The 25127-nt window shown below is 49.4% G+C and carries 24 protein-coding genes and 1 pseudogene; 16 read left to right on the forward strand and 9 right to left on the reverse strand.

What is annotated here, in order from left to right:
- Positions 1 to 14: 14 nt before the first annotated feature.
- From ACU8XX_RS04165 to ACU8XX_RS04175, 3 genes and pseudogenes are all read left to right on the forward strand, one after another.
- Positions 15 to 751, forward strand: a pseudogene (locus ACU8XX_RS04165) (reverse transcriptase domain-containing protein); the annotation flags it as partial.
- Positions 752 to 1216: 465 nt separating this feature from the next.
- The gene (locus ACU8XX_RS04170) at positions 1217 to 1828 is read left to right on the forward strand and encodes a hypothetical protein (RefSeq protein WP_058684979.1); all 612 of its coding nucleotides are present in this window, start codon (positions 1217 to 1219) and stop codon (positions 1826 to 1828) included.
- Between the two features lie 1046 nt (positions 1829 to 2874).
- Positions 2875 to 3774, forward strand: coding sequence for an integrase domain-containing protein (locus tag ACU8XX_RS04175; protein WP_003029803.1), 900 nt, complete (start codon positions 2875 to 2877; stop codon positions 3772 to 3774).
- A gap of 87 nt (positions 3775 to 3861) precedes the next feature.
- On the opposite strand, the gene ACU8XX_RS04180 is transcribed toward ACU8XX_RS04175, so the two are convergent.
- From ACU8XX_RS04180 to ACU8XX_RS04190, 3 genes are all read right to left on the reverse strand, one after another.
- Entirely contained in the window at positions 3862 to 4911 is a 1050-nt protein-coding gene (locus ACU8XX_RS04180; protein ID WP_058684980.1) for an Abi family protein, read from the reverse strand.
- 265 nt (positions 4912 to 5176) lie between these two features.
- Positions 5177 to 6049 carry a restriction endonuclease gene (locus ACU8XX_RS04185; RefSeq protein WP_003029809.1) on the reverse strand — a complete coding sequence of 291 codons (873 nt, stop codon included), beginning with the start codon at positions 6047 to 6049 and terminating at the stop codon, positions 5177 to 5179.
- Positions 6046 to 6696 carry a recombinase family protein gene (locus ACU8XX_RS04190; protein WP_003029810.1) on the reverse strand — a complete coding sequence of 217 codons (651 nt, stop codon included), beginning with the start codon at positions 6694 to 6696 and terminating at the stop codon, positions 6046 to 6048. The genes ACU8XX_RS04185 and ACU8XX_RS04190 overlap by 4 nt, the downstream gene beginning before the upstream one ends.
- A gap of 463 nt (positions 6697 to 7159) precedes the next feature.
- On the opposite strand from ACU8XX_RS04190, the gene ACU8XX_RS04195 reads away from it, so the two are divergent.
- The 10 genes from ACU8XX_RS04195 (at position 7160) to ACU8XX_RS04240 (ending at position 13768) form a co-directional block, all read left to right on the forward strand.
- Positions 7160 to 7528, forward strand: a complete 369-nt coding sequence (locus ACU8XX_RS04195; RefSeq protein WP_153266263.1) for a hypothetical protein — start codon at positions 7160 to 7162, stop codon at positions 7526 to 7528.
- Entirely contained in the window at positions 7521 to 7796 is a 276-nt protein-coding gene (locus ACU8XX_RS04200; RefSeq protein ID WP_223166104.1) for a hypothetical protein, read from the forward strand. The genes ACU8XX_RS04195 and ACU8XX_RS04200 overlap by 8 nt, the downstream gene beginning before the upstream one ends.
- Before the next feature lie 196 nt (positions 7797 to 7992).
- On the forward strand, positions 7993 to 8358 hold the full coding sequence (locus ACU8XX_RS04205; RefSeq protein ID WP_003029815.1) for a hypothetical protein: 366 nt from the start codon (positions 7993 to 7995) through the stop codon (positions 8356 to 8358).
- Between the two features lie 84 nt (positions 8359 to 8442).
- On the forward strand, positions 8443 to 9090 hold the full coding sequence (locus ACU8XX_RS04210) for a hypothetical protein (protein ID WP_446908493.1): 648 nt from the start codon (positions 8443 to 8445) through the stop codon (positions 9088 to 9090).
- Between the two features lie 75 nt (positions 9091 to 9165).
- A complete protein-coding gene (locus ACU8XX_RS04215; protein WP_003029819.1) occupies positions 9166 to 9768 on the forward strand; it encodes a DUF3085 domain-containing protein in 603 nt (200 codons plus the stop codon).
- A gap of 66 nt (positions 9769 to 9834) precedes the next feature.
- The gene (locus ACU8XX_RS04220; protein ID WP_058684981.1) at positions 9835 to 10182 is read left to right on the forward strand and encodes a hypothetical protein; all 348 of its coding nucleotides are present in this window, start codon (positions 9835 to 9837) and stop codon (positions 10180 to 10182) included.
- 81 nt (positions 10183 to 10263) lie between these two features.
- Positions 10264 to 11250, forward strand: coding sequence for an ArdC family protein (locus tag ACU8XX_RS04225; RefSeq protein ID WP_003029824.1), 987 nt, complete (start codon positions 10264 to 10266; stop codon positions 11248 to 11250).
- Positions 11251 to 11355: 105 nt separating this feature from the next.
- On the forward strand, positions 11356 to 12282 hold the full coding sequence (locus ACU8XX_RS04230) for a DUF1281 domain-containing protein (RefSeq protein WP_003029826.1): 927 nt from the start codon (positions 11356 to 11358) through the stop codon (positions 12280 to 12282).
- 866 nt (positions 12283 to 13148) lie between these two features.
- A complete protein-coding gene (locus tag ACU8XX_RS04235; RefSeq protein ID WP_003029829.1) occupies positions 13149 to 13334 on the forward strand; it encodes a glycogen synthase in 186 nt (61 codons plus the stop codon).
- 140 nt (positions 13335 to 13474) lie between these two features.
- On the forward strand, positions 13475 to 13768 hold the full coding sequence (locus ACU8XX_RS04240) for a DUF2913 family protein (protein ID WP_003029831.1): 294 nt from the start codon (positions 13475 to 13477) through the stop codon (positions 13766 to 13768).
- 831 nt (positions 13769 to 14599) lie between these two features.
- Here the strand turns inward: ACU8XX_RS04240 and ACU8XX_RS04245 are convergent.
- The 6 genes from ACU8XX_RS04245 to ACU8XX_RS04270 all read right to left on the reverse strand — a co-directional run bounded on the left by ACU8XX_RS04245 (position 14600) and on the right by ACU8XX_RS04270 (position 20621).
- Positions 14600 to 15022, reverse strand: a complete 423-nt coding sequence (locus ACU8XX_RS04245; protein WP_127897196.1) for a hypothetical protein — start codon at positions 15020 to 15022, stop codon at positions 14600 to 14602.
- A 253-nt stretch (positions 15023 to 15275) separates the two neighbouring features.
- The gene (locus ACU8XX_RS04250; RefSeq protein ID WP_032933081.1) at positions 15276 to 16043 is read right to left on the reverse strand and encodes an SDR family NAD(P)-dependent oxidoreductase; all 768 of its coding nucleotides are present in this window, start codon (positions 16041 to 16043) and stop codon (positions 15276 to 15278) included.
- Between the two features lie 243 nt (positions 16044 to 16286).
- Positions 16287 to 16931, reverse strand: a complete 645-nt coding sequence (gene wrbA, locus ACU8XX_RS04255) for an NAD(P)H:quinone oxidoreductase (RefSeq protein ID WP_003029838.1) — start codon at positions 16929 to 16931, stop codon at positions 16287 to 16289.
- A 66-nt stretch (positions 16932 to 16997) separates the two neighbouring features.
- The gene (locus ACU8XX_RS04260; RefSeq protein WP_058684983.1) at positions 16998 to 18803 is read right to left on the reverse strand and encodes a glycoside hydrolase family 15 protein; all 1806 of its coding nucleotides are present in this window, start codon (positions 18801 to 18803) and stop codon (positions 16998 to 17000) included.
- A gap of 123 nt (positions 18804 to 18926) precedes the next feature.
- The gene (locus ACU8XX_RS04265; RefSeq protein WP_003029842.1) at positions 18927 to 19589 is read right to left on the reverse strand and encodes a TetR/AcrR family transcriptional regulator; all 663 of its coding nucleotides are present in this window, start codon (positions 19587 to 19589) and stop codon (positions 18927 to 18929) included.
- 351 nt (positions 19590 to 19940) lie between these two features.
- A complete protein-coding gene (locus ACU8XX_RS04270; RefSeq protein WP_003029844.1) occupies positions 19941 to 20621 on the reverse strand; it encodes a TetR/AcrR family transcriptional regulator in 681 nt (226 codons plus the stop codon).
- Between the two features lie 276 nt (positions 20622 to 20897).
- Between ACU8XX_RS04270 and ACU8XX_RS04275 the strand changes: the two genes are divergently transcribed.
- The 3 genes from ACU8XX_RS04275 to ACU8XX_RS04285 are packed head-to-tail and all read left to right on the forward strand — an operon-like array spanning position 20898 to position 25045.
- Entirely contained in the window at positions 20898 to 22310 is a 1413-nt protein-coding gene (locus ACU8XX_RS04275) for an efflux transporter outer membrane subunit (RefSeq protein WP_058684984.1), read from the forward strand.
- Entirely contained in the window at positions 22310 to 23509 is a 1200-nt protein-coding gene (locus ACU8XX_RS04280; RefSeq protein ID WP_058684985.1) for an HlyD family secretion protein, read from the forward strand. Before ACU8XX_RS04275 ends, ACU8XX_RS04280 begins: the two co-directional genes overlap by 1 nt.
- A 3-nt stretch (positions 23510 to 23512) precedes the next feature.
- The gene (locus ACU8XX_RS04285; protein WP_058684986.1) at positions 23513 to 25045 is read left to right on the forward strand and encodes a DHA2 family efflux MFS transporter permease subunit; all 1533 of its coding nucleotides are present in this window, start codon (positions 23513 to 23515) and stop codon (positions 25043 to 25045) included.
- Positions 25046 to 25127: the final 82 nt, after the last annotated feature.

Genomic DNA, 25127 nt, shown 5'->3' on the forward strand with positions numbered 1-25127 from the left:
TTGCGCCTTCCCGGGTAACTGCACCAGTTCTGGAAGAGGGTAAATCACACAGTAATGATATCGGCTGCCCTCAGGGTTCCATATTGTTCCCGGTACTTGCCAATATCTACCTTCACCATGTGGTAGATGAATGGTTTGCTGAAATCAGCTGTTCGCATATCAGGGGGAAGGCAGACATGGCCAGATATGCAGACGATATGGTATTTACCTTCGAGTACCAGCATGAGGCGAAACGCTTCTATAGCAAGCGCGCTGCCGAAAAGATTGGGCCGATTTGGCATCGAACTTCACGAAGACAAATCGCAGCTCCTTGCTGCGTGTCACGTGGCGGCGATGAGAGCAAATCAGAGAGGAGAACGTCTTCCGACGTTCAACTTTCTGGGGGGGTTAACTGCTACTGGGTAGAACGTGCAAAGGGTACTGGCGGCTGAAGTTCACCAGCCGGAAGGACCGCTTTGCGGCCAAGCTTAAAGGCCTGAGAGACTTCCTGTGGAATAACCTCAATGCCAACAGAAGGCAAACCCTGAACACGGTTATCCGGGTAGTGCGTGGATGGATTAATTACCATGGCATCTCAGATAACAAAAGACGTGTGGGGCAGTTCATCTACCAGAGCAGGCGGATCATCTACAGGTGGTTCAACCGTAAAGGTGGCAGACACCCAATGACATGGGAAAAGCTGGATCTGATCCTCAAAATGCTGGGATACCCATCGCGATGGAGAACTCAATCAATGTTCCATTCTCACTGAATATGTGAGGGAAACTGATCTGTCGGGAGCCGGATACGGTAGTTCCGCAAGTCCGGTTCTGAGGAGGGGCCCGTCCGGGTAACCGGCGGGTCTACTCACCTCAGCCCCCCTAAGTCACTCTGGGTTAGGCAATGTGTTGCGAACTACTTTCCCCGTCTTACACAACACGACTGAGCGTAACCCCAGTCTGCCAGATATTTAGGAAGTCATAAAACGGCTACGAGTAGCTGAGCCAGGATCACGGTCTCAACATCAAATTTATGTTGTTCCGCATGCATTACTTTATTAAATTCAACGCTCGCATCAGGCTGCTGAACTGATAATTAATGTATTTGTTGGGGGAGGGGGGAACTAGTATTAAAAGTAGGTATATGTTTTACCCTGGGGTGTATGTGAAGATAGTATTTGTAGAATATGTTAGGTTTGGTGGCGGATGGCCGGTTTTACTAGTTTACAGAAGATATTATGTTTAGAGGGATAATTAATAGGTTTAGCAAGAGTGTAAATTATGAGGCAGAGTTCATCTCTGCTGTAAAACGCTCTAGGAAGTGGAAGCTTGATGTGCCTGATATCACATTGAGTAAAACTCCGCTTCTGACTGGAGAAAAAAGTGAAGCTGCGATAAAGGTTATTCAGGACATTGCTTCAAAGTATACTCCCGAACAAGTCTCACAACAATGCTTTGGTTATATGTATTTCGTTCAGGGGTCTTTAGAAGAAGTTTTACAAACTCCGCTTTATTATACTTTAGGTTATGTTGATTATGAGAAGCGGCCAGTTTTTTATACGAGTGAAGAGGAGTTAAAAAGTAATCTGGGTAATCATATGTCAGATGTGGGGGCGATAAATTTACATGCGTGGTTGACGACGCCAAACATGGAAATAATCGACCTTACGTTTGCCACCACATATGGCATTGTGAATAATGTTCCATCAGTAATTGGTCGCTGTTCATTTCAACACTACTCTGCATTTAATGAAAACATGACTTATCGCCCTCAGTTGGTCGGCGAAGATTATTTGAAACAGATTGGTGCCTTCGTTGATTTTAGGGCGTTAAATGTATTTGTAATATAGGGTGGATAATTTCCAATGTGTTTTTTATAGCGAGGTTTTTTCCTCGCTTTTATTTTTATGTCGGGGGGTAATTAACGTAAAGCATGAGATTTTTTTGAATAGTTAACTTGTTATGATTGACGACATTCAGTCAAATCATTTAATCTGTCCGTGTTGTACTGTTGTCCTCGGACAACCATCCAATGTCTCAGCACTTTGTGAGAGGCGCCTTCGGGTAAGTGCCATCCAATGTTTCATGTGACCTGTGAGAAACGCTTTCGGGTGGTCACAATATCCTCGTAGCCTGGAAGAGGATGCCCATGTGGCGGTACCTCCGTTTACCCTTTGAGAACGGAGATCATGACTGTGATGAAGGTTCATTAACGACTCAACCGCGCCAGTCCTGGTACGGTTCCTTTAACCAATAACGTGTGTGTTGCGTCTTTAAGCTATAAAGCTCGCCAAGGCGAGGTTTTACGCTTCAACATTTTGACTATTTTATCTTTTCCGACGTGTTGCTGACGATGCGACTTTTGAACGCACGTATAAGGCCATTTGGTACATTTGGCCGCTTACGTGAGTCTCATTAGGAGCAGAGGAGCGTGCGTCACTTGTGAAGTGGCGAAGACACTACCAAGTGACGCGCGCAGCGCATAACGTCTCAACCCACGTACGACGTGGTTTTCAACGTTTTACTACCATCTGACCAACATGTAGTCCGTGTCAGTACGGTATTAAACTCACTTTTACATCAACGTAAGCATGACTGAAGGCCGTCTGAACGTTCAACTATCAGTAAGGAGGAAATCGACTCGGTATCGATGGCGACACTACGAACAGTAGTGTTGGAGGCAGCTTGACGTCAGTCAGCTCTGCATAAGCAGCAAACAGATCAGAGATCTGGGGTGCCTCGCAAGAACTCAACAATTCGCCGCCCCGATGCACAGATACCAGTTGAGACGCAGGAAGCGCAAAAGCAACCGTGTCGTCGGGGATGAATTATTGGGGTACAGATCCGTCCGCTTATTTACAAGCCGAGGGACGTGTATCCCTGCGGAGATATAGGAATGTCCAGATTCAGTAAACAGCTGTGCAAACAACTTGTCACCCTTGCTCGTCAGGGACGGGGAAGTTATAAAACTGTGGCTGACCGCTCAAGAATTGCAGAACGTTTTTCTGAACGTCTATCTGAACTGAATATTCAGATTAGGGACGTAAAACATATCAAAACTTCCCATATTGAAAAGTATATTGAGAGCAGGAAGGAAGACAGTTTGTCTCTCAGGACGTTACAGAATGAGATGTCTGCTATCCGCTCTGTTTTATTATCAGCAGGAAGAAATAAACTAGCCGATCCCAATCATACCAGTCTGAGTAATCAGGCCCTGGGAATTTCTGGTGCTAACCGGGATGGCACTAAACTCCCTATTACAGATGAAAAACTTAATGCGGTTGTGAATTTTGCGCTTAAAAAAGATGAAGGTGTTGCGCTCGCGGTACAACTTTCAAGATACCTTGGGTTGAGAACAGAAGAAACCGTTCAGTCTGCAAAGTCTTTAAAGACATGGAAGCAGGCACTGATTAATAATCATGAGCGTGTCCGTGTTGTTTTCGGGACTAAAGGCGGACGTCCAAGGGAAACAACTGTTTTTAATCGTGAAAAAGTTTTATCAATTCTTGATAAGGCAATTCATTATGCCAGTGAACATAACGGAAAGTTGATTGATAAACCCTCTCTGCATACCGCTATTGATCGCTACCGTAATATTGTAAGAGAAGCCGGAATGAATGGTAAAAATGCGCCGCACAGTTTACGATATGCTTACTCTCGCGATGCTGTAAATCATCATATTAAAAATGGAATGAGTCGCGATGAAGCCGAGGCATTAGTGTCGATGGATTTAGGGCATGGTGATGGCCGGGGGCGGTATATCAAACAGGTTTATTTTCGTGAGGAAACAGAATAGACGTTTTTACACATCACTTCAGGACGTAACGCCACAGCACAATCAAGGCTGTGACTTATTCAAAATTATCATGACATTAATGAGGTCTTAAAGCTTCCTGATGTTCTTTGCATTAGGATATTTTGCGGAGCTTGCTTCTGGCGTGAATCGAACCTTATCATTAAGGGCAAAGGTATTGATTCCGCCCTGCATAGCCTTATCCGCTCCATAAAAAATTGCCTGATTTTTGTCACTCTTAACCAGCACATTTGCTGCAGTAATATTTATTATTTCTCCCGTGTGTTCAGGATTAATTTTAACTCCTTTTGACCAGTCTTTTCTCACTAGCAAAGTGGGAATTCCTGCAGGGAGTTGTTTATTCTTCCAGAGAGCATGTAAGGAACAAAGTTCAGACATTCTTGTATTGCTCTCAATTATGTCAAGTAATTTGAGATTAGAGGGATTTATCCAATAGATTACTTTTAAACATCTGTCATAATGTTCAATTACTTTGTTTATTACATCCTCGACTTGATATGCTTTCTTATTGCGCCACAAAGGCTCATGATGAGAGAGGCGGTTTCTTATCTTATTGATATCCTTGAGTTCATTACCTATGCTATTTATTGATAATGCAGAGCCGGAGGTTGAATCGATAGCATTCGGGAATACACGGTGCCTTAAATGTGGCCATAATTTGAGATAAGAGTTTTTTTGTACGTCGAAATCTTTTTGTACCAGAGATACCCAAAAGCCCAAAGTTAACTTTGATATGAAATTTTCTGCGGTCAAAGGTTTATTTTCATAATTAAGCTGTTTTACCGCTGTTTGGATATTACTCCATGCGATAAAGTTATTTTGCTTTGTGAATGTATTAACAAACCAAAGTTTGTCAATTTTAGCTTTTTCTTTCACCCAATCATGCGGCTGGAAATTCAGCTCAACCTGCTCTTCTTCGTGTGCTATCCAGGACTGATAGATAGCGTTGCGAAGCGAAATTTCAATGATTTGAAGTGCTGGTAAAAAAGCACTCGCAAGTTGCTTATTCCAAAGATAGATGCCAAGGCATTGTTCTGGCGAAGCCCCGCCTAGGATAGGTATTTGGTATGTTGAGAACCTGGCTGTAGAAAGGGACTCTGTAATCGCTTGAATTGTCATTGTTCTGATCCATAAGGTTTCATAGATTCAGTATACCTTCCATGAACTTAGACAAAAATGCCAAATTTGTGGTTAGCGCGTGACTATGTTTGTGACAGATTGAGGTTGACATGCTGTATCTAGGCAATCATAATCTGTACCCAGAGGTAACTCTATGTATGTAAGCGCCCGCCCCTACTCAACGATGGTCGGAACGCGAATGAATTTTTCAAAAAAGGCTTCCTGATGGAGGCCTTTTTTGATCTTGTAACATAAAAGAGCATGTTCACTTAACAATATCAGGATAAATTTCGTCAATCTTGATATATAAGTTGCCCGTTTCGGCTGCCCGTCTGATTTTTTCTTCCATCAACATTCTGAAACTGATGTTATTTTTTAACATGAGAACAAGATCATAACCGCTGACACAGATGACCTTCTTTCCCCTCCCCCATGCATCCAGACCACTCTTTGTAAATCCAGCCCAACTGATGAATACGCCGCGAGCCCATGAAATTTTCTGATCCAGCTTGCCATGAAATGCATGGAGATCAGCGTTTCCTGTTTTAGTACTATGCCACTTTGCTTCGACAAGATAGGTTTCATTATTTAACAGAAAACTGCCGTCAATCTGTTCGCCCTTCAACCTGAATGCGCCTTTAGGGGATAGATAGAAAGCGGTAAATAGTTCGTTAAGCCATAATTCAAAGCTGTGTCCCCGTTGATGAGGCGGTTGGTTATGGAGGGTTTCCAGACCTTTAAGAAAATAATTATTATCGATGCCCGTGGGGACGATCAATGCAGGTGTCTTGCCGGCTGCTGCAAGACTGTCTGCCCCCTGAATTTTGGATATCAATTTGCCGTAGACTGCATCATCCTGAGCAGTGATCACGTTGTCAGGTATTGTTTTTCTGTATTCCCAGAGTCGAGTGACCACTCTAAGAACTGTCTCCCTGTCATCTTGCTTCAAAAGGCAACGCAATCGCTTCATTTTTGAGTCACCATCTTTTCGATAGATGTCGTTGTCTATATCGATTGACAGCTCAGATTCGAAAAACTCGCGCATCGATTTGTTTGTGAAATTCAGTACATAGCCTGCATTAAGTGGGTCTTCAAAAAGCTGGTTTATATTTTTGATATCACTTTCTGTAAATTTCATTCTTTATTACCGTAAATTGTAGTCTGCCCAGGCTGACTGTTTTTACAAACCCGAATAACAGTCATTTTGGAAACACCTGCAAGACGCGCTGTTTCATTTAATGATTTACCGTTCAATAAACGTAATGTTCTTATAAGTTCATGCTTGGCCATGTCCGGCTGTCGTCCTGCATACTTACCTTCAAGCCTGGCCTTTTCAACGCCCTCTTTCTGGCGCCGGCGACGATCCTCATAGTCTTTGCGCGCTATAGCTGCAAGCATATCGAGCATCATCCCATTTACAGCCCTTAGCATGCTACGTGTAAAGTTGTCTGAAGCGGCATGGGTAAGCGCTATATGGCTAGTTGGGAGATCTAGGCTGATAACCGATAGTTCTTTTTCAAACATCCACCGTTTAAGTGTATCCCAGTCGCCATCACTCAGGCGTGAAAGACGATCTACTTGTTCTAACAGAATCACATCACCTGACTCCATGTCGGAAAGCATTCGATTTAGCTCTGGTCGGTCAAGCGATGCTCCCGATGCGTTTTCAACGTACCAACCAGCTATACGTTGCCCATGATGAGCGGCAAATTCCTTAAGCCTGTTTTTTGCACGTAGTGCATCCTGCTCAATCGTTGACGCTCGAAGGTACGCATAAATGTACATTTTACCGCCTGTGGTAACATTTAAGTGGTATCAAAATGATGAGTAACATTTAAATGGTATCTTAACAGCGTTTTGATTTCTAAATGACTGGTATCATTTGGGGACACCCATTTGTTACCCAGGTTGACATAATCACTATTTGCTCTGAAAATAGACAGGCTTTCTTGTTGCTACATGCAACCAGCTAATGCTCCGGCAGTCTGAGAGGAGCGCCTTTGGGTGACTGCCAGCTAACGTTTCACCGGTCTGAGAGAAACACCTTCGGGTGACCGGAAAATCCTCGCAGCCTGAGAGAGGATACCTTCGGGTGGTAAATCCGTTTAACCTCTGGAAACGGATATCACTGCACAGTGATTGAGGTCATTTCAACTTATCAGACAGTCAGAATGTTGTTTTTTCTGACTCCCCGACGGGAAACACTTCCCGGTCGGGCAGGTGTTTCCCTTTTTTATGGAGAAACACAATGTCTGTCATTTCTTCTGCGGTTTTCCCTGAACATCTTCTTACTCAACTTCAGCAATCTGCTGACGCAACTGTCCGGAGATTAAAATCTTTCATTTATCTGCATCGCAACAGCAGCTGGTATGTCAACGGCTCGGACAATTATGCCGTCCGTGCGCATATCACTTCTGTCAAAGACCAGGGTGTTAACGTCTTTCTTACCGTCCGTACAGGCTGCCACCGCGGCGAGTATGCTTTTCATCGCCTGCTGGTTTCCCTCCCTGAGGGAATGACAGGTCGTCGAAACGCATACCTTAATGCCTGCCGTCAGGCACAGCATCTGGCACACCTGCGCTACCGTTTTCTTTCCGGAGGGCATTCTCATGACTGAAGCACTGCACGATGTCACTTTTCGTATTCTGTCGATGTCTGAGGCCCGTCGGGATGTATGTCCCGCTCATTACAACCCCGTAAGTGGCATTTTTATCCGGGGCGAAATCCTCAGAGATAACATCTCCTGTGGCGAACAGGTTTTGTCGCACCGCTCGGTGATTGTGATCCGGCTGACCCCGAACTTTGCGTCTGGTGTCAGTATTACGGATATTCTTCCCGGGTTAAGGCCGGGGACATACTGGGTGGTGTGGCCGTCTCTGGCATAAATTTCGCTGTTCCACTGTCGGTAGCTGCGTTGAAAAGCCTGCGCTTTAATCCTGAATATGTGTATCAGGAGCAATCTGATTCATATGCGCTGAACTGATCGGCTGATGAAGGCCGTGACCGTAAAATGTTGTGGACCCTGACGGGGATATCTCTCCGTCGGAGGGAGTATCCCGTTATTTACCTGAGGATATACCCATGTACGCAGACGTTTATACGCTTAAAACACCACTGGACACGCTCAGCTGGCTTTGCCTGCTTGAGAGTGAACTCCTGAGCATCAGGGCATTTCAGCGTCTCGATCTTCATACGGACCGGGATGAACCCAGTGAACTGACGTATCTGGAAGATGCCATCATTAACGCCGGCACAGCCTATGGCTGGTTTGTCTGTTTTCTCAGGGACGGTGATATTCCGCCGCTGCCTGCCACTGCCCGAGAACTTCTCTGCACTCTGGACCGTCTCGGTAAAGAAATTAACCGACCTTTCTGGGAGCAGGCTGTGACCCGAGGGCAGAATGAGGCTTGTGGTGACAAAGCTATCGCGGCCCTCGAAATGATGTAATCAGACAGACAGAACACACCCTGACGGGGATTTACTCCCGTCCGGGGGATAAATCCCCCTTTTTTATTTACGGAGGATTTATCAATGAGAAACCTGTCTTCTTCGCCGTCTTCCATGCCGGTTGTCTACACCATCGAGCACGTCAGCACGGTTCCGTTGCGTCACTGGCATGCTTTCGTTCTGGCCGTAACAGAAACTTTCTGGCAACTACCGGTGCGTCTGCGTCCGGGGAATACGTATCTGCCGTCGCTTAATCGCGCGGCTGACCTGTTTCCGGTTGCTGATGTTATGGCGTTCTGTGGCGACACAGGCGGCAGTGTCTGGCCGGTCAACATGACCATTGAGCGGGAGCGCAACCGCAATGCGCTGAGTATCCATGAGCTGGATTTTCAGCATCAGCCCTGCGATTTCTTTGCACGCATTGTGATGGTCCTGCTGCATAACCTGTGTCCGGACAGCTTCCGGATACATTCTTCAGACGAGGGTCGCAGCTGGGCGTTACCGTTACGCTGGATTGAACAACATCTCGGCCTGCCTGAGCAGCCGACGCTGACCGCGCCTCAGCCGGTACTGAAAACACCGGTAGGCGAGGGCGCGTTTGATTCCCTGCTGCTGCAGCTGCTCTCCGGTGGTGAGCGGGTACTGAGCAACGTCGACTGGAATGCGTTTACAGAGGCTGAATTTCAGCTGTATGAACTGAAGCGGGTCGCGGAAAAATCTGACTCGTTTTAAACAGTAATGACTTTAACCCCGTCGGGAGAGATGACTCCGGACGGAGCGGCTCTCCCTTTTTTACCGGAGAGCCCCATGCTTTTTTTCGACAATAAAGATTTGACGAGCGTCCTGCTGACCGCCCGCATGCAGGGAGGTCAGCTTCATCTGGCAAAGGATGAGGGGGTTTATCTTATGCCGGCCACCGGTGCCTGGCAGGGCAACGATCCGGTGCCGCGTATTGCGTATGCCGCAGGGTGTCACCCTCAGAAAAATGAGGACTGGTACGACACGGCGCTCCTGCTTGCCGGCGACGATGATTTTATTGAATCACTGACGATAAGCGACGCGGTCGCCACCTCTGTACTGTCCGGCAGGACGGAACTGAGGATCCTGATTACCGACACACAGATACAGGTGCTCACCGCAGCGACTGACCGGGTGAAAGTGGCGCAGTATCGCCAGAAGGCCGATCAGCTTTTGGCGAGTGCGGTCTGTCACTTCAGTGCCTGTGTCGGGCCTGATGAACTCTGTCGCTGGCGTGAAAACGCCGTGCGTCTGCTGACGCAGGCGGCCTTCATCAGCTGTAAGCGGGCGAAGCCTGAAGATCATCAAACCTTTCTGAACGCCTGTGGCAGGCTGCAGGCCAGGTTATCGCAGGTGACCCCGCAGGGGGCGCTGCGAATAACCGGACGTTAACTTACTCCGGCAGGGACTTTTCCTTCCGGAAAGGTTCCTGCCTCTTTCTGAACCGAAGGAGGTCGTATGGGACTGGATATTTTTCTCTACAGCCAGGGCCGGCAGATTGTCGCAGTACCGGCACCGTATCATCCGGTCTGTGAACTGGGCTGCGATTTTTCACTGGTTACCTGGGTGGATAAGCATGTCGGTGAGGTGGAAAACGCGACCTGTCTGGAACTGTCACGCGAGCATATTCAGCAACTGAAAGAGAGGCTGGACTGTGCGATTGCGACATTTACAGAGGGTAATGAGGATAATCCGCTTCTTCAGCGCCGGCTGCAGTACGTTTTCACCCTGCTTGACAGGCTGGAAAGCCTGCTCAGTGATTTTGACTTTGAACATGAATACCTGTGGTTTTATGCCGCATGGTAACTGACTTCTGAATTTCCCGTCGACGGGCGTATCTCTGCGCCCGCCGGCGCAGGGGTATGCCTCTGATTAAAGGTATATCTCATGAAAAAAACGACTTCACACAAGGCGGCCCTCCGTCCGGCAAAACAGACTGACCTTTATCGCCAGATCACCGACCGCATTGTTGTCGCGCTGGAAAACGGCGTCGCGCCCTGGCGTAAGCCGTGGCGCGCGGCTGCCGGCAGCGGTCTGGCCGGTCTGCCCCTGAATGCCACAACCGGACGTCATTACAGCGGTGTGAATGTCCTGCTTCTCTGGATGTCAGCGGAAGAGCAGGGGTTTCGCAATAATCGCTGGATGACTTACCGGCAGGCGCAGCAGGCTGGCGGGCAGGTGCGTAAGGGTGAGAAAGCCACCCTGGCGGTGGTTTATAAGGACTGGACGAAGCAGGCGGAGGATCGCGAAGGCAACCGCCTTTATGACAGTGACGGTAAACCGCTGATGGAAACCGTGCCGATGCTCAAACCCCTGCAGCTGTTCAACGCTGAGCAGTGTGAGGGGTTGCCGGCAGAGGTTGCGGCTTCACCTGAGCAACCACCGACGGTGGATGAGGACGGCATACTCTGTCCGGACGTGATGAACAGGGTGATCCGGATGTTTAACGCCACAGGGGTTAAACACCGGATGCTGCCTCAGAACCGGGCTTATTACCGCCCGCTGACGGATGAGATTGTGATGCCGATGGCTGAGCAGTTTTTTACGGAGGCGGACTGCTGGTCCACGCTGTTGCATGAGCTGGTGCACAGTACCGGTCATGCGAAGCGACTTAACCGGGAGGGGATAACTTCCTCATCCCGGCAGTTCGGGGACCCGGTGTATGCCTTTGAGGAGCTCATCGCCGAAATGGGCAGCGCGTTTTTATGTGCTCAGCTCGGCGTGTTCGGTGAGGTTCAGCACGACAGCTATGTGGACCACTGGCTGAAGGTGCTGAAATCTGACAAAAAGGCCCTGTTCCGCGCCTGCCGGCATGCCCGGGAAGCGTCGGAATATCTGCTGGCACTGCCTGAAAGTCAGACTGTGGCGGCGTAATTAACTTATCCGGTGGCGGTTATTCCGTAACTGTCGCCGTCCCGTGAGGACACCGCTCCTCACGGGACGGTGTCCTCTTTTTTTTATGAAAGAGGAGTATTCACTATGTCCGAATGGTGTCATAACCGCCTGGAAATCACCGGTAAATCCGTCTGCATCGACGTCATGCTGCAGTGGATAAACGGCACTGACGTACCGCGTCACCGCCACGCCGTGCAGCAGAGCATACAGCTGTTTCTGGCCGGCGCTGCGGGGATACTCAAGCCGGTGCGGACCACGTCGTATCCGCCTTTTCAGGGGCTGGTCCGTGCAGGCGCAGGGCTTTCCACTGCGGCCAATCAGGCGTTTGAAAGCTGGCTGGCGCTCCTGCTGAAGGATGCCATCCTCGATGCGGAAGCCATCAGAGCCGTGGACCGGCTTTATCACCAGTCAGGTCTGGGCGCGCTGAAATGGGAGAATATTCCCGGCCCGGCACGTGAGGTTATGGCGGATCTGATTGCCAGACAGTATACCGACTGGTTTGGTCTGGTCAGTGCCGGCGATGAGTCTGATGCCGCAACTGCCTGGGAGCGGCTCAGCCAGTATCCTGAACGCTCCCAGCCCTGCGATATGCTGGCCGTCATACCCACGCGGCTGGCAGCAGAGCTGAACGGCTCCGGGGGGCTGATGTCAGGGGTATCGACTACAACCAGTCTCTACTGCCGACAGTACGGCATGGAGTGGCCGGCCGGGCACAATGTCAACTGGCAGCGCCATACGCCAAACAGTCTTACGCTGCAGATGGATACGCCCTGGCTTCCGCCGTCAGGTGAGGTTGTCGGGGAAATTTCAGCGGTGTTTGACTGCGAGGTGCGTCACAGCTACAGCGAGCCCGTAAGCGGGTTCAGCGGTTACGACTGCTATGACGGCGGTGAACATGTCGACGGACACGAAGGTGCGGCCGGCGCGTCCCAGCCCGGTCATGTGCTTTATCTCGTCTGCGATGAGTCTGCTTCACCGGCTCAGGAAACTGCATCTTACCGTGAGGTGTGACTTTAAAAGCGTACTCTTCCCGTTAACTCCGCCACGGCTTTGCCGTGGCTTTTTTTAAGACTAGATAAATTTTTAAGTCGTCGTGTTTTTTGAATGGGCCAGCGCGCCTGCTGGATGATGAACCGGCGGTGCTATCCAAATGCTAAGGGTTTCGAGCTGAAGCAGCCATAATTGCTATTCATCAGCTTCTGGGGACATTGGATCATATCATCCAACCTGCAATCCAGAAGAGTCTGACAGCATGCAAGAAAGTAACCCTCACTTTTTTGATCCGGCGCTTACTCTTCCTGGAGAAGTTCCGATATTGGTAGATAGAGTGATTAGACGTTGAACAGTGGCTTAGAAGCATTATGATTTGCTAAAAGTAGCAACCCCGATGTTCGGTGGGCTAAATGTCATTTGCCCGATGCTGAACTGGCAGTATAACTAATCCCTAGGGAAAAGGTGGTTGAATTATACCATGTCAATTCTTTGTTATTATCATAAATAAATTGTCAGAAAAATTCACGGAGCCGAAAATAAACACTCCAATGGAATGATGTGTTTTCGACGATGATATGATTTAAATAATTAACAATTCCTGAGCTATTAATGGCGTCTGAAGAAATGAATTATTTTACTAATTAATTACAGGCAATCATACTTATTATAATTTAAATTTGTATGAATCGCTAACCAGTTCGTGCTTTTTGCCTGAGTTAACTTATAGTAAATCGATGCGCTCAAATTTCAGTTTTTAATTTGTAAGCAGTTAAGATTAATTAGTGCCGTAAGTCACGTTTTATTAATGTATTTGATGACTGGAGGAAGGATTGTGGCTATAAGTTATGCATGAAGTTATTTCTTGTATCACATAGGGGGCGGATATGAAAGATATGAATGAACCATCTGCAGCCGATTTTGATTTTATAGCATTGAGCATCGCCAGAATGAACCATTGTGGGATGAGGGTTGATATTAAAAAAGTGATAGGGAATATGGATGAGGAATGCAGGATAATGTTTCTTAAACGTTACGAGTACTATCTGGGGCAATTAAATGATAAAGAATGACTGGTGGGTTATTGTGTCAAAAAAACTCAGTTCCCGAAAAATTAATCAGGGCATCTGTTCTGTAACTATGGTTTTCCCAGAGGGAAAAGAAAATGCATATAATAAAATAAACGATCATTATATTAAGTGAGAGAATTGTGATGGATGATTCATTAGAACAAAAAACAGGGCATCTGGCATGGTGTGCTCTGGTGGCACTAAGACTGGAGAGCCAGGAAAAAGGCACATTATCTGAATATCAGGAAAATATTTTTCTGATACGGTGGCTGACTAATGCTCTGAAACAGTGCTGTTTTTCTGAAGAAGTAGTTCCTGATATTAAACGGTTGCTGAAAGAAGGCCGAGAGCGGGGAGAACTCGCAACCAAACTTGAGTGTCTGTGGCTTTCCAGCACGTTGGTTTTATCTGATTCCAATTGTGATTCACGCCCCTGAAGTCACGAAAGGCTCGGGCAAGATATAAGCGTTGTCAGAGAGGAAGGAGTGGTCAGGGGTACCATCCCATTACACCTGGCATTCAATTAATTTACCTTCACTTCATTTGAGATAGCGCTTGATGTGTGTGGCTGCCAGATTAACCCTTTGATGGCCAGATGATGTATCTTCCTGACGCTTCTCGATATACCAGCTTATTAATAGAATGGAGCAGAATCTTTTGATGGCTGAACTCAGGCGATTACCCTTGCTGAGCAACAAGCCTTTCTCCAGAGTTAGTAATAAAAAAAGTGCCTCCGGGCCTTATGTGGGCAGAGTGATGTGGTTTGTTATTAATGAAGGCAGTCAGGAGAATAACCCATGATTGATGACAAAAAAAGGTCCTGATATCGGAAGAGAATACCAGGACAAATCGCAATAACGTTGACATGCTACTATTAATATCATCAAATTCTAATAACAGGAAGATAAATGATCTTGCCGTTTTGTGCGTTTTATTTATGTTAACCAGTTCAGGTTTTAAAACTGTTCATTTTTTTAAACGTTGTTCGGAGAAGCCTGCTGATATCCGAAGGTTTTTTAGTGAAGTGAATTGATGAAACAAGTGTGGATGAATTGTCGTCACTAAAATCTGCATTTGCATTAAAGTATATTTATCCGTATTGTTATTCGAGAGCTTTATAAGCTGTAAATGCTAATTGCAACAAAAGTTAAATATCAAAAAGCTCCTTCTCTCAGGATGTGGCTGTATACAATAAAAAAGAATGGAAAGTGTTCAGATTTTTACGAGAATGTATATATACTATTTTAATTAACAAACAATTAAAATATTTAGCAGCCACTTTCTCTGCGGCTGGTGTTTTTCCCTGCCCGGGCAAGCCATGCAGACCATGACAACTGCACAATAAAAACGATAAAACACTTTCCTTCCGGCCACCATACAAGGTCGCTGTCATGAAAACCATGTTCATTTTCAAGCCAACTTATAAAACGTTTACGTTCCAGTTCCTGTGTGTCCTGTTTTTTGCGGAGAGTCCTGACAGCGTAAACTGTATTCATACTGGATTCACTTTTTTGAAGCAATCCTTTACGGGTTATGGCAATATGGGCATTAAGTACCTGCCTCCAGCTGAAACCATATTTTTTTACAACAGCTTCACTTGCCTGCATACGTTTATGCCACGGATTTAATTTCACCCATTCATAAACAATCCGCTGCAGGTCCGACAGCTCGCATCTGTGAACAGCCATCATGAACTCCATTATATATTATATCTGCCAGGTTATGCCGTTAAGTCTGATATATTAACATAAGCATGCATCACATAGCAGGATGCATTATTATTCAGCCTTTCTGTTCGTAATGCGTCAGATATCCGAACAGAAGGGTGATAATTCATCCATAGTATCAATTTAACTACGGGTATCTGACGGTTATCTTTTGCCAGAAAATTATCCATTAAGACTTTTACCGGTCCTCATTCGGTCATGCGAAAGGTATAAATCCTTATTGTTCCTGATAGTTCCAGAGTAACCCGCCATCAATATAAACAGTCGAGCCTGTCACGTAATCAGCTTCATCTGAGGCAAGCCAGAGTACCGCATTGGCCACATCAAGTGGTTTCCCCAAGCGTCCGGCGGGAATATTATGTGTCAGTTCTGCAAGCTGCTGTGGATTATTTAGCAGGCTCTTGTTAATCGGTGTCTCTATCGCGCCAGGCGCTACATTATTTATGGTTATTCCCAGGGGGGCGAGTTCAATGGAAAGATTTCGCATCATCATTCTCATTCCACCTTTACTTATGCAGTAACTGGTGAAATGAGGGAAGGGGAGTTCCTCATGCACTGAGCTGATATTAATAATGCGCCCTTTACGCTTAGTGTTACGAAAATGCTGAGCAAACGCCTGCGTCATGAAAAAGGCTCCCTTCAGGTTAACATTCATTACAGCGTCAAAATCCTTCTCTGTCACGTCAAGAAATTCTGCATTTCGTTCAATTCCGGCATTATTCACTAGTACATCAATACCCCCTGCCCAGCTGAAACCTTCAGCGATAATATCACGGCATATAACCGGATCGCTGACATCGCCGGCGATGATACATCCGTTACTGCCGGCACCCTGTACTTCCCTGAGCGTTTCCCTGGTATTATCGTTTTCGTACAGGTCGTTAATGATAATGTAAGCACCTTCGCTGGCCAGCCGGCTGGCTATTGCACGGCCAATTCCCTGACCAGCACCTGTCACCAGTACGACATTATTTTGCATTCGCATACTTCCTCCTCAGTATATATTGTATATTTACTGAATATCAGCAGCTTGGTTATTGACTCAGTTACATACTGATTTGTCAGGGAGTGTATCCCATGACAGATATTTCCTGTTTTTACCCCGGATGAGCGGCTGCCTCATTCGGCCCCCGCCCGTGTCCCGGGAAATACTAAAAGCCGTTATACTTAATTCAGGATGGTGACTCTGTTTTTTCCCGGTGAACGAACCGGTACTGAAATGCCGCAACTAAATATCATCGTCGGGTCGTACCTTGCCATTATCCAAAAGGTTCAGAAAAGCCTTTCCCGAAGTTAAGGCATGTGCCACCTTTGCAATATGTGCTCCCTGGTAGCGGGCACCATCAAGTTCATTTTCAGAGGGATACCGGGAACCATCTGAACCGGTAACGGACGTTGCTCCGTACGGAGAACCTCCCGCGACTTCTTTCATTTCAAGAAGGCCTTCATAAGAATAGGGGAGGCCCACAATGATAAAACCATGGTGCATCATTGAAGTGAGGATTGAAAATATAGTGGATTCCGAACCACCGTGCTGGCTGGCCGTACAGGTAAAGGCCCCTCCAACTTTGCCGATTAGCTTGCCTTCCTTCCATAACCGGGTGGTCTGATCCAGAAAATTGGCTACCTGGGCGCATAAACGTCCAAAGCGGGTGGGACTGCCAATAATAATTGCGTCATATTCAACAAGCTCATCAGGAGTGGCTTCTTCTGTATCCGTATGCCTGTGCTCAGAGGCGTTTTCCCCTGCTAAGTCTGGAACCCGCTTCAGTGTGACTTCCGCGCCTGTCGAATCCGCGCCTTCAAAGACTGCCTTTGCCAGCGCCTCAGTATGTCCGCCCGCTGAATAGTAGAGAATGAGTACTTTTGTCATGTTGCTCTCCTTATGAGCCATTAAGCATGATATCCGGTGAACGTTTGTATTAATCTTTTACCTGGTTCATCGTTCAGAAGCCCGCTGTGCTACCGGATGTTTAATTTCCCCTGCCCGTGCCAGCGCAAATGCCGAATTAACCAGGGCCACATGGCTGAACGCCTGTGGAAAATTCCCAAGCTGGCGTTTTGCGGAGGGATCATATTCCTCTGCCAGCAGCCCCACGTCGTTACTAAGAGAAATAAGTCGCTCAAACAGGGATTCTGCTTTTTTCAGGTTACCCTGCAGAATGTAGTTATCAACCAGCCAGAAACTACAGGCAAGAAAGACGCCTTCATGGCCGGGTAAACCGTCAACGTTGGTGCCAGTTTCGTACCGCAACACAAGACCGTCCTTCATCAACCGTCGTTCTATTTCAGAAACCGTATTACGTACCCGTTCGTCATCAGCGGGAAGGAATCCCACAACAGGTATAAGTAGCAGGCTGGCGTCAAGGTGCTCGCTGCCGTAAGCCTGTACAAAACAGCCGCGTTCCTGGTCAACAGCGTTTTCACAAACGTTGCGATGTATTTCGTCGGCAATACGCCGGTATTTCTGGCGAGTAACAGGGTCCGCACTGTATTGCTCATCGGTTGCCGCACGGTCGAAAGCCACCCATGTCATCACCCTGGAATGGGTGAAATGCTGTGGTTCACCACGGATTTCCCATATACCTGCATCCGGATCAGACCAGGTTTTTTCAAGATGCTCAAGCAAGGCCGTACGCAACTCAAATCCACGCGAAAGGGGGAGTAATCCACTCCGGGAGGCCACTGACATGGCGTTAAAAAGCTCACCGTAAATATCAAGCTGAAGCTGCTCCGCGGCCTGGTTACCGATGCGTACCGGCACAGAGCCTTCGTAGCCGGAAAGCCAGGGGACTGTCCACTCTTCCAGTCGTTTTTCACCCGCGACGCCGTACATTATCTGGATCTGAGCAGGATCTCCTGCAGCCGCACGCAACAGCCAGGCACGCCATGCATCAGCCTCTTCCTCATAACCTGCGGTCAGTAAAGCCGACAGGGTAAATGTCGCATCCCGAAGCCAGCAATACCGGTAATCCCAGTTACGGCTGCTGCCGATACATTCAGGTAAAGACGTGGTCGGTGCCGCGATGATCCCGCCTGTCGGAACATAAGTCAGGCCCTTCAGGGTAATCAGTGAGCGTCGTACAATCTCCGTCCATCGGCCTGCCTCCTCACACCGCCCGGACCATCCTTTCCACCAGGCTTTTGTTCGCTGAAACAGCCGCTCCGGCTCAATGGTGGTCGGGGGAGGAAGATGCGACGGGCCGTGGCTGAGAATGAAAATGAATTTATCGCCCTTGTGAACATCGAATGTTGCAGTGACCTTTTCATCCGTAATGTCAGTCGCAAGTTCTGAGCGAAGGACGAGAAGATCGGGGCCGGAAATCATCGTCGTGGTTCTGTCATCCGTCTTTCTGATCCAGGGGGCAGTCAGGCCATAATCGAAACGGACAAGTAACTCTGATTCCAGTGAAACGGAACCCTCTGAGCAGGTGATCATCCGCACAATGTGGCTGTTTTCTTGTTCGACGGGCATAAAATCTGTCAGTTCTACCGCCCCGTCTTCAGTCTGAAACCGGGTCCGGAGAATGAGACTGCCATCAAGATAAGTCCGGCTGGCTGTATAACGGGTATTAACCGGTGCTATACGCCACCGGCCATTACCGGACGTACCGACAATACCGGCAAAACAGGCCATCGAATCAAACCGGGGCAGACACAGCCAGTCTATTGAACCGGTCAGGGAGACAAGAGCAGCAGTTCTGCAGTCGCCTATCATGGCGTATTCTTCGATTTTCGCTGCCATATTATTTCTCCGTCTCATGTAAGTGCTTTCTCATGGTTTTCCCACTGGTGCTGGCGTAAAGTGCCGGTTGTCTCCGGAGGTGACAAACTCAATCCGGACAGACCGTCCCCGGCTAAAGAGGGGTCATGTTAGCTGTCCCCGGGAGCTGCTGTTCACGGATTGATAAGAAATCCCTCTGAGGAATATCTGAACGGCAGATACGACGTGTTTTTCCGCCTCAGCCTCCGAGGGCACCGGCCTGAGACCCAGAACGACACTTAAGTGCAGGTTATCTCTCAACATGCCGATGAAGTGGCTGGCTACCGTGACTGGATCATCAACCTCAACCTCATTGTGTGATGCAGCTTCATTAATTACTTCAGAAAGACGAATGGCGGCGTGGGCGGGGCCCTGCTCGTAAAAGACACGGGTTAACTCAGGAAAACGCGCGCCCTCAGCCATGATTGCCCGGAAGATCCCCAGCAGCGCGGGTGAAAAATAAATATCCATCAGACGACGACCAAATGTCAGTAACTGCTGTTCAATCGTTTTTCCCGGGCTTTCATCCTGCTCCTCAAGTGCCGACAGCGCATAACGGGCATGGCGGGAAACAAGTGCAGTAAACAATCCTTCCTTGTTACCAAATTCAGCGTAAATGCTCCGCTTGGATCCCCCGACCCTTGCGACAATCGCATCAACACTCGTGGCTGCGTAACCCCTTTCGAAAAACACATCGGCTGCAGCCAGTAAGATAGCCTCTCTGCGTTGAGCCGATGTAGTGAGTCTGACTGTTTCTGTCATGCTCATAGCCTACCCTCTTAATGATTGTACGGTACGGTACATTACCATCAGCATAGTCAGGATTTGTGTTAAGAGGCAAGTCAGATTGTTGCTAAATAAAAACCGGGAAAATGCCCGATTACAGGCAGACACAGAAACGCTATTTAATACAGCAAAATATATGATTCTGGTTTTGCCTCATGCCCGGTACAAATGACACAAAACCAGTCAGAAAAGTCGACGAGGCGGGATGTCGGGCCTGCATTCACAGGAAGGGGGGAGGGATGCATGAAAAAATCAATATGAATACAGCATCCTTACATATCAATCAGTCAACACAGTGGCCTCTGATAGTGATGATAATATTACGGAATTAACTCATTTCCCGGCTTTACAGAAAGCGAGCAAAAACGCTGATACCGCATCTTTTGCCCAGAAGTCACGCTGGGCTGCGGATGCCAGGGAGGCCGGATGCATCAGACACTGCATTTGTGGCTCTCCCCTGACCATATTCACAAAGAGAGAGGCTGCAGAAGCGCATCCGATACCACCAAGAAATATTTCTCCTTTTAACTCTGCATCCTTTAAGACATCGGCAACAATATTGTTCATTCTGTCAGGGCCCGCCAGATAAAAGCGTCGTCCTAATTCCGGAAATCGCGGGGCTTCAGAGGCAACAACACGATAAAGTGCCAGGCCATCTTCTGAAAGCACAATATCCAGATAGAGTCTGGCGAGTTTACCCAGCTTATCAGCAATATCTTTCCCTGAGATTTTGACGTCGTGCACCGTCTGAAGAAACCGTTCGCATTGCTGTTCAACCACCGCAGTAAACAATGCTTCCTTGTTGGGGTAATACGCATAAACGGTTGATTTGGAAACCCCGGCAGCCTGCTGGATCATATCTGTTGTCGCGGCCGAGTAGCCTCGTGCCAGAAATATCGATTTCGCCCCCGCAAGGACCTTCTGCGCTTTCGCTGATACAGCAGGAGTACCTTCAGAAGGCAGGTTTTTATTGTTGTTTTTTGCTTCCCTGGAAGCTCTGTCTGAAACCGGCATCAGTTCTACCTTCATCTACGTTTTGAATAACGGTTAAACATAAAAATGATATGTAATCAAACCGCTCTGATTTGCTTATTGTTCACAGATTCACGTGCAATGGCAAGGCCTGTGAATTTAATCTTGACTGTACCGAACTGATCGGTTTACTTTGTTCGCCATAAATCAGGCTAAACAGGGCAGGCAGGTATGAGGGGTGTGTCAGGTTACCGTGTTGCGCACAGGACGGAGACAGGAAGGTACCGTCCACATTATCTGAAGGGATGTGTTATCTCCGTGCTCAGTCTTGCCCTGGGGGCGTGTGCGGCGATCCCCGATCTGGGCACTGCGCCTCAGCCGGAACAGGCTGCGGCGCTGGTTTCACAACGCAGCTTTTCCGGTCCGCATGCTGACTGGCCGCAGGAAAAGTGGTGGACGGCCTTCGGTGATACGCAGCTTAACGAGCTGATGAGTGAAGCCACCGCGCATTCACCTTCTCTGGCACAGGCGGAAGCACGGGTGCGTGAAGCCACAGCCAGAACGGGCGTCGCCCGGTCCCGGTTATACCCGTCACTGGATGCCAGCGCGTCCATTAATAAAGAGAAGCTCAGCTACAACTACATCTACCCTAAAACAGCCGTGCCGCACGGATGGAACGATATGGGACAGACCAGCCTCAACTTTAGCTGGGAACTGGATTTCTGGGGTAAAAACCGGGATGCACTGCGTGCCGCGATATCCGAAGCCAGTGCCGCTGAGGCTGATGCCGCCGCCGCGAAACTGATGCTGACGACGATGCTGGCGGATGCCTATATCCGGCTGCAGTACCAGTATGACAGCCGGGACATTGCCGCGCGCCAGCTGCGTAACCGGACGGACACCGTCAGGCTGGTTCAGTTACGCCATGCTCAGGGACTCGATTCCAGAGTGTCCGTGGAAGAGAGTGCTGCCAGGCTGGATGCTGCCAGAGCGGCGCTGGCTGAAGCCAGCGAGCAAATCAAACTAACCCAGAACAGCATCGCGGCTTTACTGGGCCGGGGGCCGGACAGAGGGCTGGATATCCTGAGACCCCGGTTGCAGATGCGACGTCCGGTCGGGTTACCCGATGAGCTGAGCGCAAACCTGCTCGGGCGCAATCCGGAAGTGGTGGCCGCCCGGTGGCGGGTTGAAGCCGCCGCCAGAAACATTGGTGTCGCCAGAGCGCAGTTTTATCCGGACGTGAACCTGATGGCCTTTGTGGGTTATCAGTCGCTGGGACTGAATAACCTGTTCAGCTCCGGTTCTGATATCGGGAGCGTCGGGCCGGCTATCAGCCTGCCGCTTTTTGAAGGCGGGCGTTTACGCGCTAACTACAAGGGTGCCAGAGCGGAATATGAATACGCGGTGGCGTCATATAACGACGCGCTGACACAGGCATTACGTGAGACCGCCGATGCGACAGGCAGCCTTGCTGCCCTGGTGGACCGGTCAGAAGCGACCGCCTCTGCTCTGTCCCACAGCGAAGAGGCTTATCAGCTGGCAAAAGCCCGGTACTCAGGAGGGCTGGCTGACTATCAGGAAGTCCTCACTTCTGAAGACGGGTTACTCCGGGCACAGCTGGCGAATACCGCCATACATTCACGGGGGTATTCCCTTGATGTGGCCCTTGTCAAAGCCCTTGGTGGCGGATTTGAATCCAGTTCAACATTTGATGCGCAGGTGGAACCGTAATGACTGAAGATAAAGATACGAACGGGCAGCAGGATACGGTTAAGGCTCCGGATAACACGACGGCAAAGAAGGGTAACGGTGACAAAAAAAACCATCGCCGCAAGCTGTTTGCCATATTTGGCGGTGTTCTGATCCTCATCGTCATTGGTTATCTCATCTGGCTGATTTTCTTTGCCGGTAAATCGGTCTCAACGGATAACGCCTATACCGCTGCCGAAGTGGCGGACGTGACGCCTCTGGTCGGCGGACCGGTGAAGAAAGTAAATGTGGTCAACACGCAGCTTGTGCATGCCGGTGATGTACTGGTCGTGCTTGATGATACGGACGCCAGAATTGCGGTGTCACAGGCTGAAGCTGAGCTTGGCAGCGCCCGGCGGAAGGTGATGCAGATTATGGCCAATGACACCGCTCTGGGCGGACAGCTTGATTCGCGTGAAGCGGGCATTCAGAGCGCCGAACATGATGTGGCGAGGGCACGGGCCCGGTTTGATAAGGCCACCCTTGATGAGCGACGTCGCCGGAATCTGGTGAAAGCTGGGGCCGTATCTGAGCAGGATTTTACGGATGCGCAGACAGAATTACGGGAGGCAACGGCCGCGCTGGGAGAAGCGGAAGCCAGTCTGAAAGCTGCTCGCGCTGGCAGTGTCGAAGCGAAAGGGGCCCGGCAGGCGAACGAGGCCCTGTTTCTAAACAGTACCGTTGAAACTAACCCCATTGTGGTGGCAGCCAGAACCCGTCTCGATCAGGCCCGTATAAACCTGGCGCGTATGGTTATCCGGGCCCCGGTGGATGGAGTGGTAACACAGCGCTCAGTGGATATCGGGCAGCATGTTCAGGCCGGAAACCGGCTGATGCGGGTTGTGCCCATCGAGGATATTTATGTTGATGCGAATTTCAAGGAAGGTCAGCTCAGCGACGTCAGACCGGGCCAGAAGGTAGAGCTGACTTCAGACCTGTACGGCAGCGGTGTTGTTTATCACGGCGTGGTTCAGGGATTTGACGGCGGCTCCGGTTCCGCGCTTTCACTGATACCGGCGCAGAATGCCACGGGTAACTGGATTAAGGTCGTGCAGCGACTGCCGGTGCGCGTTCGTCTGGAGCGGGAAGAACTGCGTAAAAATCCTCTGCGCATCGGGCTGTCCATGGAAGTTACGGTGGACCTGACATCGAATGCCAAAGATGACCACACGGAGAAATAAGGTATGTCTGGTTCAGCATTTCCACCTCTGTCCGGATTCAAACTGGTGGTTGCGGCAATCGCGCTCTCGCTCGGGAATTTTATGGTGGTACTCGATACCACCATTGCTAACGTCGCGATGCCCACAATATCCGGTTACCTGGGCGTGTCGACAACAGAAGGAATCTGGATCATCACCGCCTATGCGGTGGCTGAAGCCATCACGGTGCCGCTGACCGGCTGGTTGGCGATGCAGTTCGGTCAGGTGCGCGTATTCCTTTTTTCTGTTGTTGCATTTGTGATTTTTTCTGTCTGCTGCGGTCTTTCCTGGTCACTACCGAGCCTGGCCATTTTCCGTGTACTGCAGGGGCTGGCCGGTGGCCCGCTGATCCCGCTTTCTTCCACGTTGCTGCTTGCAGCCTTCCCGAAGAAACAGGCCAACATTGCCGTTGCGCTCTGGGGAATGATGACGGTGGTGGCGCCCATATTCGGTCCGATACTGGGTGGGCTTATCTCGGATAACTGGAGCTGGCAGTGGGTGTTTTACATCAATATCGGCTTTGGTCTGATCGTGGGGTTCGGGACCTGGTGGGTGCTGAAGGGGAAAGAAACCCATATCAGCCGCTCCCGGCTGGACAGCGTGGGGCTGGGTCTCCTCGTCATCTTTGTGGCGGCTTTTCAGATCATGCTGGATAAAGGACGTGAACTGGACTGGTTTTCCTCGGATATCATTATTGTCTGCGCCATAGTGGCCGCTATCGCCCTGATTTCTCTGGTTATCTGGGAGCTTACTGATGAGCAACCGGTGCTGGACCTGAGCGTGTTCAAATCACGTAACTGGGTGGTATCAACCGTCACGCTCTGCCTGATGTTCGGTATTTTCTTCGGGAATATTGTCCTGACCCCCCTCTGGTTACAGCAGTGGATGGGGTACACGGCTACCTGGGCCGGGTATGCGACGGGGCCCATGGGGATCCTGGCCGTCCTGAGCTCGCCTATTATTGGTCGTCTGCTGCCGAAGGTCGATCCCCGTCTGCTGGTGAGCTATGGCATGGGCGTACTGGCGGTCTCCTTTGTGATGCGTGCCCTGCTGACGTCGCAGGCTGACTTTATGTCGGTTGCTGTTCCCATGTTCGTCCTCGGCGCCGGGGTTCCCGCCTGCCTTATCACGCTCACCTCGCTGGGGGTGTCCGAACTGCCGCCGGAGAAAGTGGCGGCCGGTTCCGGGCTGCAAAACTTCCTGCGTGTTATGTGCATGGCGGTGGGCTCTTCCCTGACCCAGACGTACTGGGAGCATATGACAAAATTCAACCGGGCGGAGCTCGTGACGGCCATCAGTCCGGACGTGCCTGCCACCGTCAGTACCACACTGGGGGCGGCCGGTATTCCGGCAGACACGTCGGCGGCCCTGTTTTCGAGAATGATAGACAGTCAGGCCATCATGCTGGCAACGAACGATTTCTATCAGTCGGCCACCGTTCTGATGCTGGGGTCCATTGGCATTATCTGGCTCATCAAAAAACCGAAGGGGCCGCTTCAGAAGATGTCCGGCCATTAAATGACCGGGAGGATGTCAGCGGGAGTCAGTATGGAAGGCTGGTTCTCCGTAAAAAGATTAAACATACACTCTGGCTGACAGA

It is taken from the genome of Escherichia sp. MAL-1 (assembly GCF_052948035.1).